This window comes from Rhizobium sp. FG113 (genome assembly GCF_057809895.1).
Map to the genome: position 1 here is coordinate 435,896 of NZ_JBMDKV010000002.1, position 17,454 is coordinate 453,349.

The 17,454-nt window shown below is 62.4% G+C and carries 18 protein-coding genes; 11 read left to right on the plus strand and 7 right to left on the minus strand.

Annotated features, from left to right (window positions below):
- Positions 1 to 95 precede the first annotated feature (95 nt).
- From rpoN to ptsN, 3 genes are all read left to right on the plus strand, one after another.
- Positions 96 to 1,661, plus strand: coding sequence for an RNA polymerase factor sigma-54 (rpoN, locus tag ACODTZ_RS09300; RefSeq protein ID WP_489025290.1), 1,566 nt, complete (start codon positions 96 to 98; stop codon positions 1,659 to 1,661).
- A 256-nt stretch (positions 1,662 to 1,917) separates the two neighbouring features.
- Positions 1,918 to 2,493, plus strand: a complete 576-nt coding sequence (gene hpf / locus ACODTZ_RS09305) for a ribosome hibernation-promoting factor, HPF/YfiA family (protein ID WP_026282950.1) — start codon at positions 1,918 to 1,920, stop codon at positions 2,491 to 2,493.
- A 62-nt stretch (positions 2,494 to 2,555) separates the two neighbouring features.
- The gene (gene ptsN / locus ACODTZ_RS09310; protein ID WP_018898220.1) at positions 2,556 to 3,020 is read left to right on the plus strand and encodes a PTS IIA-like nitrogen regulatory protein PtsN; all 465 of its coding nucleotides are present in this window, start codon (positions 2,556 to 2,558) and stop codon (positions 3,018 to 3,020) included.
- Positions 3,021 to 3,096: 76 nt separating this feature from the next.
- Here the strand turns inward: ptsN and ACODTZ_RS09315 are convergent, their stop codons facing one another.
- The 3 genes from ACODTZ_RS09315 to ACODTZ_RS09325 form a co-directional block, all read right to left on the minus strand.
- Positions 3,097 to 5,457: a methyl-accepting chemotaxis protein gene (locus tag ACODTZ_RS09315; protein ID WP_489025292.1), complete on the minus strand. Its 2,361-nt coding sequence runs from the start codon at positions 5,455 to 5,457 to the stop codon at positions 3,097 to 3,099.
- A gap of 226 nt (positions 5,458 to 5,683) precedes the next feature.
- Positions 5,684 to 6,583 carry a ribokinase gene (locus tag ACODTZ_RS09320; protein ID WP_489025294.1) on the minus strand — a complete coding sequence of 300 codons (900 nt, stop codon included), beginning with the start codon at positions 6,581 to 6,583 and terminating at the stop codon, positions 5,684 to 5,686.
- A 50-nt stretch (positions 6,584 to 6,633) separates the two neighbouring features.
- Entirely contained in the window at positions 6,634 to 7,857 is a 1,224-nt protein-coding gene (locus tag ACODTZ_RS09325) for a DNA recombination protein RmuC (RefSeq protein WP_489025296.1), read from the minus strand.
- 195 nt (positions 7,858 to 8,052) lie between these two features.
- On the opposite strand from ACODTZ_RS09325, the gene ACODTZ_RS09330 reads away from it, so the two are divergent.
- The 7 genes from ACODTZ_RS09330 (at position 8,053) to arsC (ending at position 13,105) form a co-directional block, all read left to right on the plus strand.
- The gene (locus ACODTZ_RS09330) at positions 8,053 to 9,552 is read left to right on the plus strand and encodes a methyl-accepting chemotaxis protein (protein WP_489025298.1); all 1,500 of its coding nucleotides are present in this window, start codon (positions 8,053 to 8,055) and stop codon (positions 9,550 to 9,552) included.
- Between the two features lie 96 nt (positions 9,553 to 9,648).
- Complete coding sequence (gene def, locus ACODTZ_RS09335; protein ID WP_026282951.1) at positions 9,649 to 10,167, plus strand: peptide deformylase; 519 nt, start codon at positions 9,649 to 9,651, stop codon at positions 10,165 to 10,167.
- A gap of 64 nt (positions 10,168 to 10,231) precedes the next feature.
- A complete protein-coding gene (locus tag ACODTZ_RS09340; RefSeq protein WP_489025300.1) occupies positions 10,232 to 10,528 on the plus strand; it encodes a FitA-like ribbon-helix-helix domain-containing protein in 297 nt (98 codons plus the stop codon).
- Entirely contained in the window at positions 10,525 to 10,944 is a 420-nt protein-coding gene (locus tag ACODTZ_RS09345) for a type II toxin-antitoxin system VapC family toxin (protein WP_113011005.1), read from the plus strand. Before ACODTZ_RS09340 ends, ACODTZ_RS09345 begins: the two co-directional genes overlap by 4 nt.
- Positions 10,945 to 10,984: 40 nt before the next feature.
- Positions 10,985 to 11,920, plus strand: a complete 936-nt coding sequence (gene fmt / locus ACODTZ_RS09350) for a methionyl-tRNA formyltransferase (RefSeq protein ID WP_489025301.1) — start codon at positions 10,985 to 10,987, stop codon at positions 11,918 to 11,920.
- The gene (gene truA, locus ACODTZ_RS09355; RefSeq protein WP_489025303.1) at positions 11,920 to 12,726 is read left to right on the plus strand and encodes a tRNA pseudouridine(38-40) synthase TruA; all 807 of its coding nucleotides are present in this window, start codon (positions 11,920 to 11,922) and stop codon (positions 12,724 to 12,726) included. The genes fmt and truA overlap by 1 nt, the downstream gene beginning before the upstream one ends.
- Complete coding sequence (gene arsC / locus ACODTZ_RS09360; protein WP_489025305.1) at positions 12,704 to 13,105, plus strand: arsenate reductase (glutaredoxin); 402 nt, start codon at positions 12,704 to 12,706, stop codon at positions 13,103 to 13,105. Before truA ends, arsC begins: the two co-directional genes overlap by 23 nt.
- Here the strand turns inward: arsC and ACODTZ_RS09365 are convergent.
- From ACODTZ_RS09365 to dapD, 3 genes are all read right to left on the minus strand, one after another.
- The gene (locus ACODTZ_RS09365; RefSeq protein WP_018898233.1) at positions 13,102 to 13,698 is read right to left on the minus strand and encodes a hypothetical protein; all 597 of its coding nucleotides are present in this window, start codon (positions 13,696 to 13,698) and stop codon (positions 13,102 to 13,104) included. The genes arsC and ACODTZ_RS09365 overlap by 4 nt on opposite strands.
- Positions 13,685 to 14,878, minus strand: coding sequence for a succinyl-diaminopimelate desuccinylase (dapE, locus tag ACODTZ_RS09370; RefSeq protein WP_489025307.1), 1,194 nt, complete (start codon positions 14,876 to 14,878; stop codon positions 13,685 to 13,687). Before dapE ends, ACODTZ_RS09365 begins: the two co-directional genes overlap by 14 nt.
- Positions 14,879 to 15,035: 157 nt before the next feature.
- Entirely contained in the window at positions 15,036 to 15,896 is an 861-nt protein-coding gene (dapD, locus tag ACODTZ_RS09375; protein WP_489025309.1) for a 2,3,4,5-tetrahydropyridine-2,6-dicarboxylate N-succinyltransferase, read from the minus strand.
- Positions 15,897 to 16,085: 189 nt separating this feature from the next.
- Between dapD and ACODTZ_RS09380 the strand changes: the two genes are divergently transcribed.
- Positions 16,086 to 16,952, plus strand: coding sequence for an LOG family protein (locus tag ACODTZ_RS09380; RefSeq protein WP_047507119.1), 867 nt, complete (start codon positions 16,086 to 16,088; stop codon positions 16,950 to 16,952).
- A gap of 7 nt (positions 16,953 to 16,959) precedes the next feature.
- Here ACODTZ_RS09380 and ACODTZ_RS09385 read toward each other — a convergent pair whose 3' ends face one another.
- Complete coding sequence (locus tag ACODTZ_RS09385; protein WP_489025311.1) at positions 16,960 to 17,379, minus strand: DUF2442 domain-containing protein; 420 nt, start codon at positions 17,377 to 17,379, stop codon at positions 16,960 to 16,962.
- Positions 17,380 to 17,454: the final 75 nt, after the last annotated feature.

The window sequence follows — 17,454 nt, forward strand, 5'->3', positions numbered from 1 at the left end:
AAAGCAATTTTTGGGCCAACTTGGATTTCAGTGGCCTTAGCCCCGTTATAGGACACTGTTTCCCGGAGGAACCGAGCGGGAGTTTTGCGTCCATCATGGCACTTTCGGCCAATTTATACCTGCGCCAAAGCCAATCGCTGGTGATGACACCACAGCTGATGCAGTCCATCCAGCTGCTTCAGATGACGCATTTCGAGCTCAATCAGTTCATCGCCCAGGAAGTCGAAAAGAACCCGCTGCTTGAGTTTCCGTCAAATGACGCCGAAACAGGCAGTGAGCGCGCCGGCGATGACGACGATGGCCATTCCCGCCAGGCCGAAGAGCAAAGCTTCGACGACGATTACGACAGCCGCTCCGAAGTAATGTCCGGCGATTGGTCCGATCGTGCCGATGGCGCCGGCGCCACCAGAATGAGCGACGAACTCGACGCCAACTATGACAACGTCTTTCCTGATGACGGCGTGCCGCAGCGCGCCGACGCTCCCGAATTGATCAGCCAGTGGAAATCCATGCCGGGTGGCGGCGAGGGCGGTGCCGATGGCTATGACCTCGACGATTTCGTCGCCGGCCAGGTCTCTCTGCGTGATCATCTCGCCCAGCAGATGCCTTTCGTCCTTCCCGACATGGCCGACCAGCTGATCGGCCAATACCTCGCCGACCAGCTCGACGAGGCAGGCTATCTCCACGCCGATCTCAACGAGGCAGCCGAGCGGCTCGGTGCTGGTGCTGCCGATGTGGAGCGGGTTCTGGCCGCGCTGCAGACGCTCGATCCGCCCGGTGTCTTCGCCCGCAACCTGTCGGAATGCCTGGCGATCCAGCTGCGCCAGAAGGACCGCCTCGATCCGGCCATGCAGGCCTTCGTCGGCAATCTCGAATTGCTGGCCCGTCGCGACTTCGCGACGCTGAAGCGGCTCTGCGGTGTCGATGAAGAGGATCTGCTCGACATGCTGAGCGAGATCCGCCAGCTGAACCCCAAGCCGGGCAGCGGTTTCGAGACGGCGGTGTCGGAGGCCATCATGCCCGACGTCGTCGTGCGGCCGAGCGCCGACGGCAGCTGGCTGGTGGAGCTCAACCCGGATACACTGCCGCGCGTGCTCGTGAACCAGGCCTATTTCGCCAAGGTCACCAAGAACGGCGATGATCACGCTTTCCTCTCGGAGTGCCTGCAGACCGCCAACTGGCTGACCCGCAGTCTTGATCAGCGCGCCAAGACGATCATGAAGGTGGCGACCGAAATCGTCCGCCAGCAGGATGCCTTCCTGCTCCATGGTGTCGACCATCTGCGCCCGCTCAATCTGAAGACCGTGGCCGACGCCATCAAGATGCATGAATCCACCGTCAGCCGTGTGACTTCGAACAAGTACATGCTGACGCCGCGCGGCCTGTTCGAGCTCAAATACTTCTTCACGGTGTCGATCAGCGCGGTGGAAGGTGGCGATAGTCACTCGGCGGAAGCCGTCCGTCACAAGATCCGCGCGCTTATCGCGCAGGAAAGCCCCGACGCCGTACTCTCAGATGATGATATCGTGGACATCCTAAAGGGGAGTGGGGTGGAGCTTGCCCGCAGAACGGTCGCGAAGTATCGTGAAGCCATGAATATCGCTTCTTCCGTCCAGCGCCGGCGGGAAAAGCGGGCGCTCGCGAAGGTCGCGGGCTTCTGAGGAGTTCGGTCTGTTGCGGCCGACGCGTCCCGCCCCCGCGAGAAAACAGGGCGTGTGTTGACTTTTTGGTAACTTCTGGCTAGAAGCCGCGCCAAATTGACGCTGTGAATGGTGTCTGAGGTTATCCCCATCAATCCTAAGGGCGCCCACTGCCGAGAACTTCGGCCGATCTTGCTTGAGATTGCGCGAAGTGCTTGGATGAGAGTCAGGCTTGGCGTAAACTGGTACTCGCAAACCACATAAGAAGGGAAACTCCATGAGTGTGCGTGTATCCGGTAAACATATGGAAATTGGTGACTCGTTCCGTCAGCGGATAGAGGACCAAATTGCCGTGGCCGTCACGAAATACTTCGACGGAGGGTATTCTGGTCAAGTGATCGTACAAAAGGCCAACGCCCGTTTCGCCGCCGATTGCAAGGTTCATCTCGACAGTGGCGTGATTTTGCACGCGGCCGGCGAGGCAATGGATCCGCAGTTGGCATTCGACGCCGCTTCCGAGCGTATCGAGAAGCGACTTCGCCGTTACAAGCGCAAGCTCAAGGATCACCATGCCGGGAATCATCTGAATGGTTTTGCAGAAGTCGCCTACACCGTCATGGATGGCATGCCGGATCATGACGACGAGATCGCCGATGATTTCGCACCAGCGATCGTTGCCGAAAGCACCAAGCAGATGAAGACCATGTCCGTCGCGACCGCCGTGATGGCGCTCGACATGACGGACGAGCCCCTGTTGCTCTTCCGCAGCCCGGGTAACGAACAGTTGAACATCGTTTACCGTCGGCACGACGGCAACATTGGCTGGATAGACGCAGCCAACATCAAAAGCTGAGAAAACGGAGCGGAGCGGCAGGCATCTGCCGCTCCCCCGGCTTGGCACAAAAGGAAAAAGAAATGGCTTTGGCAGATTTGCTGCAGCAGAATGCGATCATTCCCGCTCTCAGGGTCAACTCCAAGAAACAGCTCCTGCAGGAATTGTCGGCCAAGGCGTCGAAAGTCACCGGGCTGTCCGAGCGCGAGATTTTTGACGTTGTCCTGCAGCGCGAGCGGCTTGGTTCCACCGGCGTCGGCAATGGCATCGCCATTCCACACGGCAAGCTGGCAAGCGTCAATTCCATCGTCGGCATCTTCGCGCGTCTCGACCAGCCGGTCGATTTCGAAGCGCTGGACGATCAGCCGGTCGATCTCGTCTTCCTGCTTCTGGCGCCCGAGGGCGCCGGCGCCGATCACCTGAAGGCCCTGTCGCGCATCGCCCGCGTGCTGCGCGACCACGATCTCGTGGCCAAGCTGCGCGCCACCGATAGCGCCTCTGCGATCTACGCTTTCCTCAATGAAGAGCAGACCTCCAACGCGGCCTGATGCTATTCAATTCAAATGAAAAGAGGCGCCGGATCGCTCCGGCGCCTCTTTTTTTGTTTTGGCTCAGCCGATCGGCTCAGAACTCTTCCCAATTGTCCTGAGCGACGGCTGCCGATCCGTGTGACTGCGCAACGGCGCGGCGCGGGGCAGGGGCGGCTGCCTGGCGGTAGCTCGGCTGCGACGACGGACGATAGCTCGGTGCCGCCGGTGCCCGCATCTGCTGAGCGGTTGAGCGCAGCGATGCGCCATGGTTGGCGTTGCTGACGCGGAAGCGGGCGACGAGATGCTGCAGCGTCTGTGCCTCTTCGTTCAGCGTGACGCTGGCCGCGGTGGTCTCCTCGACCATGGCGGCGTTCTGCTGCGTCACCTGGTCCATCTGGTTCATCGCCTGGCTGACTTCCTTGAGGCCGATCGCTTGCTCGCTGGCCGATGCCGAGATTTCCCGGATCAGACCATTGATGCGCATCACCTGCTCGGAGATGTTGTGCAGCGTATCGCCGGCCCGGCCGACGAGATCGACGCCTTCCTTGACCTGAACGGCCGAGGTGTTGATGAGCGTCTTGATCTCCTTGGCGGCGTTCGCCGAACGCTGTGCCAGTTCGCGAACCTCCTGGGCAACGACCGCAAAGCCCTTGCCGGCTTCACCAGCACGCGCGGCCTCGACACCGGCGTTGAGCGCCAGCAGGTTGGTCTGGAACGCGATCTCGTCGATGACGCCGATGATGCGCGAAACCTCTGTGGAGGACTGCTCGATCCCGTGCATCGAGGCGATCGCCTTTCGCACGACGTCGCCGGAGCGTTCCGCATCCTCGCAGGCGTGGTTGACGTTGTCGGCAGCCGTGCGCGCATTGTCGGCGCTGGAGTTGACCTGTGCGGTCAGCTCGTTCAGGGCCGCAGCCGTTTCTTCCAGGCTTGCCGCCTGCTGTTCCGTGCGCTTGGCGAGATCAGACGCGCTGCCGCTGATCTCGCTGGTGCCGGAGCCGATGTTGACGACGCTGAGGTTCATCGTCGTGATGGTTTCTTCAAGGGCAGCCAGCGCCGCGTTGAAGTCCTGCTTCAGCTTGCCGTATTCGCCCGGGAATTCATCGGTAATGCGGTGGCTGAGATTGCCCTGCGACAGCTCGGACAGACCGGCGCCGACGATGGACACGATGTGGCGCTGTAGCGAAACCGACTGCTGGCGTTCGCTTTCCGAGCGGCCGCGCTCGTCTTCCGCTTCCTGGCGCTGGCTCTTGGCTTCTGCTTCGAGACGGCGGCTGTCGGCGAGCGCATGGCGGAAGCCTTCGAGCGCCTTGGCGACGGAACCGGTTTCGTCCGAGCGATCCTGGCCAGCGACCGGCTGCTCGTAGCGGCCTTCGCTCAGCATCTTGACGCTGGCGACGAGGCCACCGAGCGGCTTCTGCACGAAGGAGCGGACAGCGAAGTAGAGCGCCAGCATGACGGCTGCCAGAACCACGATGCCGGCCACGATCATCATGAAGGTCTGGTCCTGCACCGGCGCGTTGATCGCGCTATGCGGCACGTCGACGAGGATGACCCAGTTGGTGTTCACGTCGGGGAGCGCAAAGGGATAGACCACGCGGTCGAACTGCTCGCCGCCATCGATCGAGAGATTCTTGACGACAGCAGGCGCAAGCGTCGCGAGGCCGGTCTTGACCGCATCGGCACCTTCACCCTCGTAGGGCTTCATCGCCAGATCCTTGGACGGCGCGACGATCCAGTTGCCGCCCTGCGAGAGCAGCGTCACGCGGCCGGTGCCGAAGGGGTGCAGTCCGCCGAGCTTGTCGGCGAGAGACTTCAGCGAAATATCGACGCCGCTGACGCCGATCATCTTGCCACCCGACATGACGGGATAGGCAATGGACGTCATCGCGGTGTTTTCGCCGGTGGTGGTTTCAGCGTAGGGCGAGGAGATCGCGCCCTTCTTGCTGGCGGCGGCCAGGCTGTACCATTCGGCCTTGTAGTCTGATGCGAACACGGAGAAGGTGAAGCCGCCGTCCCGCTTCTTGGTCCAATAGGCGTTGAACGCGCCTGTCTTGTCCGATCCGAGATCCGTGCGGCCGGCGAGCGACGGCGACTGGCCGTCGAATGCGTTCGGCTCTTCGCCGAACCAGCTGCCGAAGGCGAACTGGTTGCGCTCGACATTGGCCTTCAGCATATCGACGATCGCCTTGCGATCGAGGTACTTGCCTTCGTGGCCGCGGCCGATGACGCCGGCCATGGAGCGCGCGGCGCCCGCGAGTTCGCCGACCGAGGACGCGACTTCGTTGGCGATTGATTTCGCCTCGAGATTTGCCTGGTCCATGGTCAGCGTTTCCACGCGATCACGGGTCTCGCCGATGAGGAAGAAATTGGAGATCAGGAGAACCAGCGCGATCGCGCTGCCGGTAATCACAATGAGTTTGGCCGCAAGCGATTTCATGCGAAAGATGAACATGCATTCCTCGGGGGGATCAAGGATGGGCCGGGCGAAGCATCCGCTGGCACAAGAAGCGAGGGCGGCTACATCATGGAGCCGCCGTGGCGAATGCCGTATCCCCTTGGAGAAAGGAGCCGGCGATCACGCGGAAGATCGCCGGAAACCTATTAAATTTAAGTGAAATGCGATGATGTTTCGACCCATCGCAAGCAAACGCATCGCCGATGTCGTCGGCGGATAACGCTTATAGTTTGTTTGCGACGTCTTCGCGCGAGGGAATGGACGGCTGGGCGCCGGCCTTGAGGCATGCGAGCGAGCCGGCAACGGCCGCGCGACGAAGCGCCGGCTCGAAATCGAGCCCTTCGTCGAGGCTGGCCGCGAAGTAACCGCAGAAGGTGTCACCCGCGCCGACCGTATCCACCGGCTCGATCTTCAACCCCTTCGCCCGCGATATCACGCCGTCGCGGATCGCGACCACGCCGTCGCCACCAAGCGTCACGATCAGCGTCTGCCCCGTCTCGGCGTTGAGGCGCTTCAGCGCGGCTTCGCGGTCTTCCGCGCTCATGTTTTCCTGCCCGGCCAGAAGCTCGAACTCGGTCTCGTTGGCAATGACGATATCGGCGAGGCGCCCGAGGCGCGCCGCATCCGCAATCAGCGGTGCGAGATTGAGAACGGTGGTGACGCCCTTGGCGCGCGCGGCAGCCAATGCCTGCTCGACTGATGGAACCGGGATTTCGAGCTGCAGCATCAGCGTATCGCCCTTGCTCATCGCGCCGACAGCCTGATCCGCATCCTGCGCCGTGACCGTGCCGTTGGCGCCCGGCACGACGGCGATCATGTTTTCGCCGTCTCCGCCCACGAGGATGATCGCGGTTCCGGTCGGCTCGTCGGCGCGCTTGACGGACTGGAGATCGGTGCCGGCCTCCTTGAGGAGCGCAAGCGCCTCGTCCGAAAAGCCATCATGGCCGACGGCGCCCGCCATGGTCACGCTGCGGCCGGCGCGACGCGCGGCCAGCGCCTGGTTGGCGCCCTTGCCGCCGGCGGCCGTCGAAAAGCCGTTGCCGGCCACCGTCTCGCCAGGCTTCGGAAGCCGTTGCGTCGTGGCGATGAGGTCCATGTTGATGGAGCCGAAAACGGTGATCATGCGAGGTGTCCTTCCCAGTGTTTTTGTCGGGCGCGACACTGCCGAAGGCATCACTCGTCGTCAACCACCCTCAGCTTGAGAAGTCCTGTTCTACTCTCCACGGATTTCGATGTAGGAGCATTTTCATCCGGAACGCGGCCTGCATCCGCGCCCTCGAATTCCAGCGCCTCGATCTTGGCGCCGCGCTTGGTCAGCTTGTCGGCCGAGGTGACGATCATGTCGACATCCTTCTGCGCCATGGCGAAATGCCCCTGCAGCTTGCGCACACGGTCGTCGAGGCGGCCGAGATCATCCATCAGACTGGCGACTTCGCCCTGGATGACATGCGCCTGCGCCTGCATCCGCTGATCCTTCAGAACCGCCTGGATCACCTGGATCGACAGCATCAGCAGCGAGGGCGAAACGATGACCACGCGGGCGCGATGCGCCTTCTGCACGATCGCCTCGAAATTCTCGTGAATTTCCGCGAAGATCGATTCCGACGGCACGAACAGAAACGCGGTATCCTGCGTCTCCCCCTGGATCAGATACTTCTCCGCGATATCGCGGATATGGGTCTCCATGTCGCGCCGAAACTGCTGCGATGCGGCCTTGGCAAGCTCCGGCCCGCCGGCATCGCGAATGGCGTTCCATGCTTCCAGCGGAAACTTCGCGTCGATGACAAGCGGCGGCGCGCCATTGGGCATGCGGATGGTGCAATCCGGACGAGAGCCGTTGCTCAGCGTCTGCTGGAAAGCATAGGCGCCGATCGGCAGGCCATCGGCAACGATCGTTTCCATCCGCGATTGGCCAAAGGCGCCGCGCGTCTGCTTGTTGGACAGGATCGCCTGCAGCCCGACGACATCCTTGGCGAGCGTCTGGATATTGTTCTGCGCCGCATCGATCACCGCCAGCCGCTCCTGCAGCCTCCTGAGGTTTTCATGCGTGGACTTGGTCTGCTCGGTAATCGTGCTGCTGACCCGCTGCGACATGCCGTCCAATCTTTGGCTGATCGCCTGGTTGAGCTCCGACTGGCGCGAGCCGAACACCTCGGCCATCGCCGCCATTCGGCCCTGCATTTCCGATTGGATCCGCAACAGCTCCATCATCCGCGCATCCGCCTCGGCGGCACGCTCCAGCGCCTCCTCGGCCTGCTCGCGCCGCGCCTGGCCGCCACGAACGAGCAAGGCAAGCATCAAGACGATCACGATGGCCAGTGCCGCGCCGGCAAGCGCGAGCGACATGGGGCTGAGACCGGAAAGGGTAGCGGAAAGCGAGTCGGTGCTTGTTGTCATGATTGCACCATAGCAAAGTCGCGTGGCATTTCCAGATCAAAACGTGAACATCGTAAATGGTCTTTCCGACGATGCGTGATGCGGCATTCGAGCGCTAGCTAACAAATAACCCGATAATTTAACGCTTAAGAAACTATATTAGGGAAAAGCTGCGCGAAAATTGCCCTTCATCAAATGAAAAAGCAGAAATATATTATGAGCAGCCAGCAGCCTGAGAACGGTCTTAAGCAACGCCTCGATTTCATCGAGCTGGATGACAGCGCACGCCAGTCGCTGCGCCAGATGCGCCCGGCGATTTCGGAGCTGCTGAGCGGCGCGCTCGAACGATTCTACGGGAAGCTGGCGCGCACCCCCTCGGTCGCAAGCTTCTTCTCCGACAAATCGCATATGAATAGCGCCAAGACCCGGCAGGAAGCCCATTGGGCCAACCTCGCCGGCGGCAATTTCGACGAAGCCTACGTCAAGGGCGTGGTCGCGGTCGGCAAGACCCATGCGCGCATCGGCCTCGAGCCACGCTGGTACATCGGCGGTTACGCGCTTCTGATGAGCGATCTGATCAAGGGGTTGATGGCAAAGGAATGGCCGTCGCGCTTCGGCCGTGGCCAGGGCAAGCTGCTCGGCGAAAAGCTCACCGCCGTCGTCAAGGCCGCGATGCTGGATATGGATTATTCGATCTCGGTCTATCTGGAAGCGCTGGAAGAAAAGCGGCTGAAGCTCGAAGAGGAACGCCAAAAGGCGGAAGCCGATCAGGCAATGGCGCTGAGCCATCTCCGTCGCGGTCTCGAAGCGCTGTCGCGCGGCGATCTCGAAGCCACCTTGCCGGCTGATCTGCCGGGCAATTTCAAGGATATGGGCGACGACTACAACCGCGCGGTCGCAGCCCTTCGCGCCTCCTTCGCATCCGTTCGCGCCACATCCGGCGAAATCCTGCGCGGCACCGATGTGATCGCCAAGGGCTCGGACGATCTCGCGCTGCGCACCGCCCAGCAGGCCGCCGGCGTCGAGGAAAGCTCGGCCGCCCTGCAACAGCTCTCCGTCAGCGTCGGCCAGACGGCATCCAACGCCGAGAAGGCATCGGCAGCTGTCCGCGAAACGCAGCAGAAGGCCAAGAACTCCGGCGAGCTGGTCACCAGCGCCGTCTCCGCCATGGCCGGCATCGAGAAGTCATCGAGCGAGATCACCAAGATCATCGGCGTCATCGACGATATCGCTTTCCAGACCAACCTTCTCGCGCTGAACGCAGGCGTCGAAGCGGCCCGCGCAGGCGAAGCCGGCAAGGGCTTTGCCGTCGTCGCCCAGGAAGTCCGCCAGCTGGCGCAGCGCTCGGCTGATGCCGCCAAGGAGATCAAGAAGCTGATCTCCGAGAGCTCCGCGCAGGTGAACCAGGGCGTCGACATCGTCAGCAGCACCGGCGAATCGCTCAGCGACATGATCAACCGCATCGACAACATCAGCAGCTTCGTTGCCGATATCGCCGCTGCCGCGCGCGATCAGGCGACCGGCGTCAACGAGGTCAGCGTCGCCATCCGCAACATGGACACCATCACCCAGCAGAATTCGGGCATGGTGGAGCGCACCTCCTCGGAAACCCGGCGCCTGCGCAACGAGGTGGAAGGTCTGGTCGGCCTGCTCGAACGCTTCCGCACCGATGGTGCCAGCCACTCCGGCTATCAGGCCTCGCGCCGCGCCGCCTGAGGCAAAAGCGTCGAAATTGCGAAGGCGGCGTAAAAAAGCGCCGCCTCCGGCTATCGGATAATTCCATCCCGCAAAAAGATGGGTTATGGGAACGCCATGACCATCAAGCCACTCATCATTCTTCCCGATCCGCTGCTCCGTCAGGTTTCCAAGCCGATCGAGCGCGTCGACAGCGATCTGCAGCGTCTCGCCGACGACATGCTGGAGACCATGTACGATGCCCCTGGCATCGGGCTGGCCGCCATCCAGATCGGCGTTGCCCGCCGCATGCTCGTCATCGACGTTGCGCGCGAGGGCGAGGAAAAGCAGCCGCTCGTCTTCATCAATCCCGAAATCGTCTCGTCCTCCGACGAGCGCTCGGTCTATGAAGAGGGCTGCCTGTCCATCCCGGATTATTATGCCGAGGTCGAACGCCCGGCCACCGTCGGCGTCAAGTATCTCGACCGCGACGGCAAGGAGCAGACGATGGAAGCAGACAGCCTGCTCGCCACCTGCCTGCAGCACGAGATCGACCACCTGAACGGCGTGCTCTTCATCGACCACATCTCCCGCCTGAAGCGCGAGATGGTCATCAAGAAGTTCACCAAGGCCGCCAAGACCACCAAGGCGCTCTGAGCGATTGCTTGAAAATACCGCCCGGCCCTTCTATGATATCAGTGATATCAAATAGGAGGTGCCGATGGGTGATCTTCTGATCCGCAATATCTCGGACGCGTTGAAGCGCGATATTTCCGCGCGCGCCGAAAAGAACGGCAACAGCCTTTCCGATGAGGCGAAGAACCTCTTGCAGAAGGCCATAATCGATACTGCAAGGGCCGATGTGCCGACGAAGTCGGCATGGGAAACCATGCGCGAAATCCTTGCACCGAAAAACGAAGCGGAAGCTCGCGAGGCCGAGGAATACGCGAAGATCATGGACGAGATCGAGGCGAAGCGAAAGAAGGACTTCGGTCGCCCGTTCGAAGGTATGGAATGATTGTCCTGGATACCAACGTCATATCCGAGACGAGCAAACCAACGCCGAGCCTTTTAGTCGAAGCTTGGTTCGCGGCGCAAAGCATGTCGGATCTCTATCTGACCGACGTGACCATCATGGAGCAATCTTACGGAGCCGAACGCTTTTGGCTTCGGTCGGGCTCGCTGCGATACAAGGACAAGCTCGACGAGGTGTTGGCCGCCTACAGCGGCCGTATCCTTGCGCTTGAGCAACACATGGCAATTGAGACAGGCAAGCTCCTCGCCCGCCGCGAATCCGTCGGTCGGCCAATCTCTGTACAGGACGCCATGATCGCCTCAATCTGCCTCATCCACGGCGCCACGCTTGCGACGCGCAACACAAAAGACTTCGAAGGGCTTGATCTCAAGCTCGTAAACCCGTTTGAAGGCGGCTGATCTTCAAGATTGGCCTCGAGCCAGGAATTGGCGGCATAGAATGTCTCTTCGCATCATCTTCATGGGTACGCCCGACTTCTCCGTTCCGACGCTGCGCGCGTTGGTCGACGCTGGCCACACGATCCTGGCGGTCTACACGCAGCCACCGCGTCCGGGCGGCCGGCGCGGGCTGGATCTGCAGAAGTCGCCGGTCCACCAAGCCGCCGAGCTCCTGGGTCTGCCCGTCTTCACGCCCGTCAATTTCAAGGACCCGGAAGAGCGCGAACGCTTCGCTGCCCACAAGGCCGATGTCGCTGTGGTCGTCGCCTATGGGCTGCTGCTCCCCGAAGCGATCCTCAACGGCACGCGATATGGCTGCTACAACGGCCACGCCTCGCTGCTGCCGCGCTGGCGCGGCGCCGCCCCCATCCAGCGCGCGATCATGGCCGGCGACGAAAAGACCGGAATGATGGTGATGAAGATGGACAAGGGGCTGGACACGGGCGCCGTCGCCATCACCAGCGAAGTCGCGATCGGCGAAAACATGACGGCAGGCGAACTGCACGACAGGCTGATGCTTGCTGGCGCCAAGGCGATGGCCGAAGCGATGGTCAAGCTCGAGATGGGCGACCTGCCGCTGACGCCGCAGCCCGAGGACGGCGTGCTCTACGCATCGAAGATCGACAAGGCCGAAACCCGCATCGATTTTTCGCGCGATGCCGCCGATGTCCACAACCACATTCGCGGCCTGGCCCCGTTCCCGGGCGCCTGGTTCGAGCTTGAGCACGGCGGCAAGCCGGAGCGCGTCAAGGTGCTGGGCTCCGAGCGCGCCGAGGGATCGGGCGCAGCCGGTGAGTTGCTGAGCGATGATCTCGTCATTGCCTGCGGCACCGGCGCCGTTAGACTGACCAAGCTGCAGAAAGCCGGCGGCAAGCCGTTGGCCGCCGCCGACTTCCTGCGCGGCACGCCGCTTGCCAAGGGCACGAGGCTCGCCTGATGTTCCGCTACCGCATGATCGTCGAATATGACGGCTCGCAATATGTCGGCTGGCAGCGGCAGGACAATGGTCCCTCGGTGCAGGGCGCGATCGAGAAGGCCATCCTGTCGGCGAGCGGCGACGTCGTCTCGATCCGCGGTGCCGGCCGCACCGATTCCGGCGTGCATGCCATGGGCCAGGTCGTCCATGCCGATCTCTCGAAGGAGTGGTCACCTTTCAAGCTGCAGAACGCGCTGAATGCGCATCTGAGGCTATCAGGCGAACGCGTCGCGATCCTCGATGTCGAGAGTGCCAGCGAATTCTTCGACGCACGCTTCTCGGCGCTACGCCGGCATTATCTTTACCGCATCATCAGCCGCCGCGCGCCGCTGGCACTGGAAGCCGGCAAGGCCTGGTTCGTGGCAAAGACGCTCGATCACGAGGTCATGCACGCCGCCGCCCAGACCTTGGTTGGCAAGCACGATTTCACCACCTTCCGCTCCGCCCATTGCCAGGCGAACAGCCCGATCCGCACGCTCGATCGTCTGGATGTGACGCGATCAGGCGATCTCATCGAAATCCGCGCCACCGCCCAGAGCTTCCTGCACAACCAGATCCGCTCCTTCGCCGGCACGCTGAAGCTCGCGGGCGAAGGGCGCTGGACGCCGGATGATGTCCGCGCGGCGCTGGACGCTAGGGATCGCAAGGCCTGCGGCCCCGTCGCCCCGCCCGACGGTCTTTATTTCATGCAGGTCGATTATCCCGACGTGATCGTCGATCGCAGACAGGAAACGGAAACACCCGATGCCGACGACGATCTATCATAATCCCGCCTGCGGCACCTCGCGCAACACGCTGGCCATGATCCGCCAGTCGGGCGAGGAACCCGTCGTCATCGAATATCTGAAGACCCCGCCAAGCCGCGAGACGCTGGTCGCGCTGATCGCCGAAATGGGCATCTCCGTCCGCGCGCTCTTGAGAGAGAAGGGCACGCCCTACGGCGACCTCGGCCTCGCCGATCCTGCTCTTAGCGACGAGCACCTCCTCGACGCCATGCTCGCCCACCCGATCCTCATCAACCGCCCCATCGTCCAGACCCCTAAAGGCACCCGCCTCTGCCGCCCGTCGGAAGTCGTTCTGGAGATACTGGAGAACCCGATCGGCGTCTTCACCAAGGAAGACGGCGAGGTCGTCGGCAGTCGTTAAACCGGATAAATCCCCAGAAACCGCTGCATGAATTCCGACAGCATCAGCGCCGGCACGAAGAGCACCAGCGTCATCGCGCCGATCAAAAGGCCGTTGCCGTTGAAGATCATTCGCAGGATCCGCGCGATGGCGAAGACCTGGGCCAGCATGAAGGCAAGCAGCAGCAGCGAGACGATGCCGATCGTGCCGGGCAGGAAGAACACCAGCGCCAGCAGCAGGCCGTTGATATAGGAGAGCGGCACGCCCAGCCAGTTGACGCTGACGACGACGGCCGAGAAGCGCTCGCCTTTCTTCATGGCAAGCAGGAGCAAGCCGGCCAGCACCAGCGGTACGAACCAGTTGGCCGCCTCCACCAGGCCTAAGCGAACATAGAAGACCAGGCCGACATCGGTGTGCGGCGGCATCGTGCGCAGGAAGGATTCGCGCCACCAGAGCCAGGAAATCCCCATGGGCGGCAGGCACCAGACGAAGGCCCAGAAGGAGCGGTTGACGCCGCGGTCCGACATGTCGAGAAACCGGAAGCCGGCCGGATCCATTCGGATCAGCAACCAGAGACCGGCCAGATAGTACTGGACTTCCCTAAACCCCGGCATTCTCGAACCAGCGCGCGATGAAGGTTTCATAGACGACCGTCAGCCGCTCGAGGTCATCCACGGCGACGCGTTCGTCGACCATGTGCATGGTCTGCCCAACGAGGCCGAACTCGACGACGGGGCAATAATCCTTGATGAAGCGCGCGTCCGACGTGCCGCCCGTGGTCGACAGCGCCGGCGATTGGCCGGTCACGCTTTCGATGGCCGACGACAGCGAGGCGATCAGCGCGTTGTTACGGGTGAGGAAGACGTGGCTCGGGCGCTCGGCCCAGACGATATCGTATTTGAACGGCGCCCGGCCGGGCCGGAGCACGCCGTCGCTCGCGGCAGCGTCGAGGCGGCGGATGATCTCCTGTTGCAGCGTCTCGGCCGTCCAGGTGTCGTTGAAGCGGATGTTGAAGCTCGCCGTCGCCTTGGCCGGCACGACATTGGTCGCCGGATTGCCGACGTCGACGGTCGTCACTTCGAGATTGGACGGCTGGAAGTTTTCCGTGCCGGCATCGAAGGGTGGGTGCATCAGCGCCTGCGTCAGTTGCAGGATACCGCGCACGGCGTTGTCGGCGAGATGCGGGTAGGCGGCATGGCCCTGCACGCCATGGGCCGTGATCTTGCCCGACAGCGAGCCGCGGCGGCCGATCTTGATCATCTCGCCCAGCGTGTTCGGGTTGGTCGGCTCGCCGACAAGGCAGGCGTCCCAGCGTTCGCCGCGCTCGGCGGCCCATTGCAGCAGCTTGATCGTGCCGTTGACAGCGGGGCCTTCCTCGTCGCCGGTGATCAGGAAGGAGACAGAGCCCTTAGGCGCTCCATGCTTTTCGATATGGCGGGCGATGGCAGCCACGAAACAGGCGACGCCGCCTTTCATGTCGACCGCGCCGCGACCGAACAATTCGCCGCCCGCGATCTCGGCGGCAAAGGGCGGATGCGTCCACGCGCCTTCGTCGCCGACTGGCACGACATCGGTATGGCCGGCAAACATCAAATGCGGGCCGTCATTGCCGAGCCGGGCATAGAGGTTCTCGATATCCGGCGTGCCAGGTTCCGTCGCCTTCACCTTGTCCACCTTGAAGCCGAGCGGCGACAGCATCGCCTCCAGCGCCGAAAGCGCGCCACCCTCGGCGGGCGTAACGGATGGGCAGCGAATCAGGGTCTGGAGATTGGCGACGGGATCGGTAGCGGTCATGACAGTGGAACTATCCGGCGGTAATGGCAAAGAAAAGGCAAGGGAGAGTTGCATCAGGCGAAATGCGCCGTTCGCTTACGGCAGCCTGATATCGGGCAAGCAAGGGTGCGGTGCCGCGCATGAGTTCTGTCATGCGCGGCACCGGATCTGGTCCGAATTAGTCGCGCAGCAGTTCGTTGATGCCGGTCTTCGAGCGGGTCTTCTCATCGACCGTCTTGACGATCACGGCGCAGTAGAGATGCGGCGCGGCAAGGCCGTTCGGCATGGTGGCGTTGCCCGATGGCATCGAGCCCGCGACGACGACCGAGTAAGGCGGTACTTCGCCGTAGAACACTTCGCCGGTGGCGCGGTTGACGATCTTGGTCGACTTGCCGATGTAGACGCCCATGCCGAGAACCGAGCCCTCGCGGATGATGCAGCCTTCGACGACTTCCGAGCGGGCGCCGATGAAGCAATTGTCTTCGATGATGGTCGGGCCGGCCTGCATCGGCTCAAGCACGCCGCCGATGCCGACGCCGCCCGAGAGGTGCACATGCTTGCCGATCTGCGCGCAGGAGCCGACGGTTGCCCAGGTATCGACCATCGTGCCCTCGTCGACGAAGGCGCCGAGATTGACGAAGGACGGCATCAGCACGACGTTCTTGGCGATGTAGGCCGAGCGGCGCACGACGCAGTTCGGCACGGCGCGGAAGCCGGCGGCGCGGTATTCGTTCTCACCCCAGTTCTCGAACTTCGACGGCACCTTGTCCCACCATGTCGAGTTGCCCGAGCCGCCCTTGACGACTTCCATGTCGTTCAGGCGGAAGGAGAGGAGAACGGCCTTCTTCAGCCACTGGTTCACCTTCCACGCACCATCGGCGCCGCGTTCTGCAACGCGCACCTTGCCACCGTCGAGAAGCTCGAGCGCGGTTTCGACCGCGTCGCGTACTTCGCCCTTGGTCGAGGTGTTGACGCTGTCGCGGTTGTCGAAGGCGGCTTCGAGTGTCTTTTCGAGGGCGGAGAGGTCGGTGGCGCTCATGAGAATTCCTTAAACTTCGATCTTTATCGTTGGAGGCGGAGGCCTCCGGGAATTGTGATTGGCGGGATGCGATCTGCTCTATCGCATGCAAGGCTAAAATGGAATGATTTTTCGGGACCGGTTGGCTCCCGATCACTGCTACAAAACGACATACCGGCTGCACTGCCGGCAGGACTGAAAGGCATTGGAATGGCAAAGGCGAAAAACGGCAGACTGCGGCGCAAGGACGGCGTCTGGGATCCGTTGAAATCAAGCGAGACCGACAAGCAGCGCGCCGAAGCCGTGCCGAAAACGCCGCAGACCCTGTCGCCGGCCTATCGCCTTGCCTATGCCGACGAGGACTTCCTGTGCCGCGAGGAGTTGCGGCCCATCCGTCTGCAGCTGGAGCTGATGAAGCCGGAAATGCTGCTCACGGAGCGCGGCATCAAATCGACGGTTGTGATGTTCGGCGGCGCCCGCATTCCTGCCCCCGGCCAGAGCGCCTGGGCGGCCCGAAACGACACGCAACGCGCCAATCTGGAAGCGGCATCCGTCTATTACGACGAGGCGCGCAAGTTCGCCCGCCTGTGCTCGAAATACGCGGCCGGCTTCGATTTCCACGAATATGTCGTCGTCACCGGTGGCGGCCCGGGCGTGATGGAGGCAGGCAACCGGGGGGCGGCCGACGAGGGCGCACCCTCGATCGGCCTCAACATCGTGCTGCCGCACGAGCAGGCGCCGAATGTCTACGTGACGCCGGAGCTCAGCTTCAACTTCCACTACTTCGCCATCCGCAAGATGCATTTCATGGTGCGCGCCAAGGCGATCGCGGTCTTCCCCGGCGGCTTCGGCACGATGGACGAGTTCTTCGAATGCCTGACGCTGATCCAGACCGGCCGCATGGAAAAGATGCCGCTCATCCTCTTCGGCGAAAAATTCTGGAAGAGCATCATCAATTTCGAGGCTTTGGCCGAATTCGGCACGATCGCGCCCGATGACGTCAACCTGATCAGCTTCGTCGACACCGCCGACGCCGCCTGGAAGATCATTCAGGAATTCTACGAACACCCTGAATAGGGTGAGCTCACGGGGCGTCGCCGGCCTTCTTCGGCCGGCCGCCCTTGGCGCCGTTCGCCCGGCTGGCGGCGGCCTTCGCGGGCGAGCGGGATTGCCCGCCACGGCGTTGCGCTTCCATGAAGCTCCTGGTGCCGAACACGCCGTTCATCAAGCCTGAAATCGTGTAGTCGGCATCAAGGCTTTCCCAGTGAAGGCCGGTCTCTCCAAGCAGTTCGACTTCCGCAAGCTCCGCCACTGTCGCCTCTTCCAATCCCTGCAACGCGCGCGCGGGGAAGACAAACGATGCGCCATTGGTGAAATCCAGGATGACGCGCTCCGAAGCGACATCGAAGCGAACCGATGCGGGTATCGGCCGCTCGGCGCGCTCCACTTCCCAGCGTTGCTTTGCCTGCGCGAGTTCGGCGTCGGTGATCTTGTTCGTGACCATGCGTAAAAAAATAACCCAACAACTTGGGTATTTCAATTGCACGAAAAAGCCCGCCGCGATGGTCGCGGCGGGCTC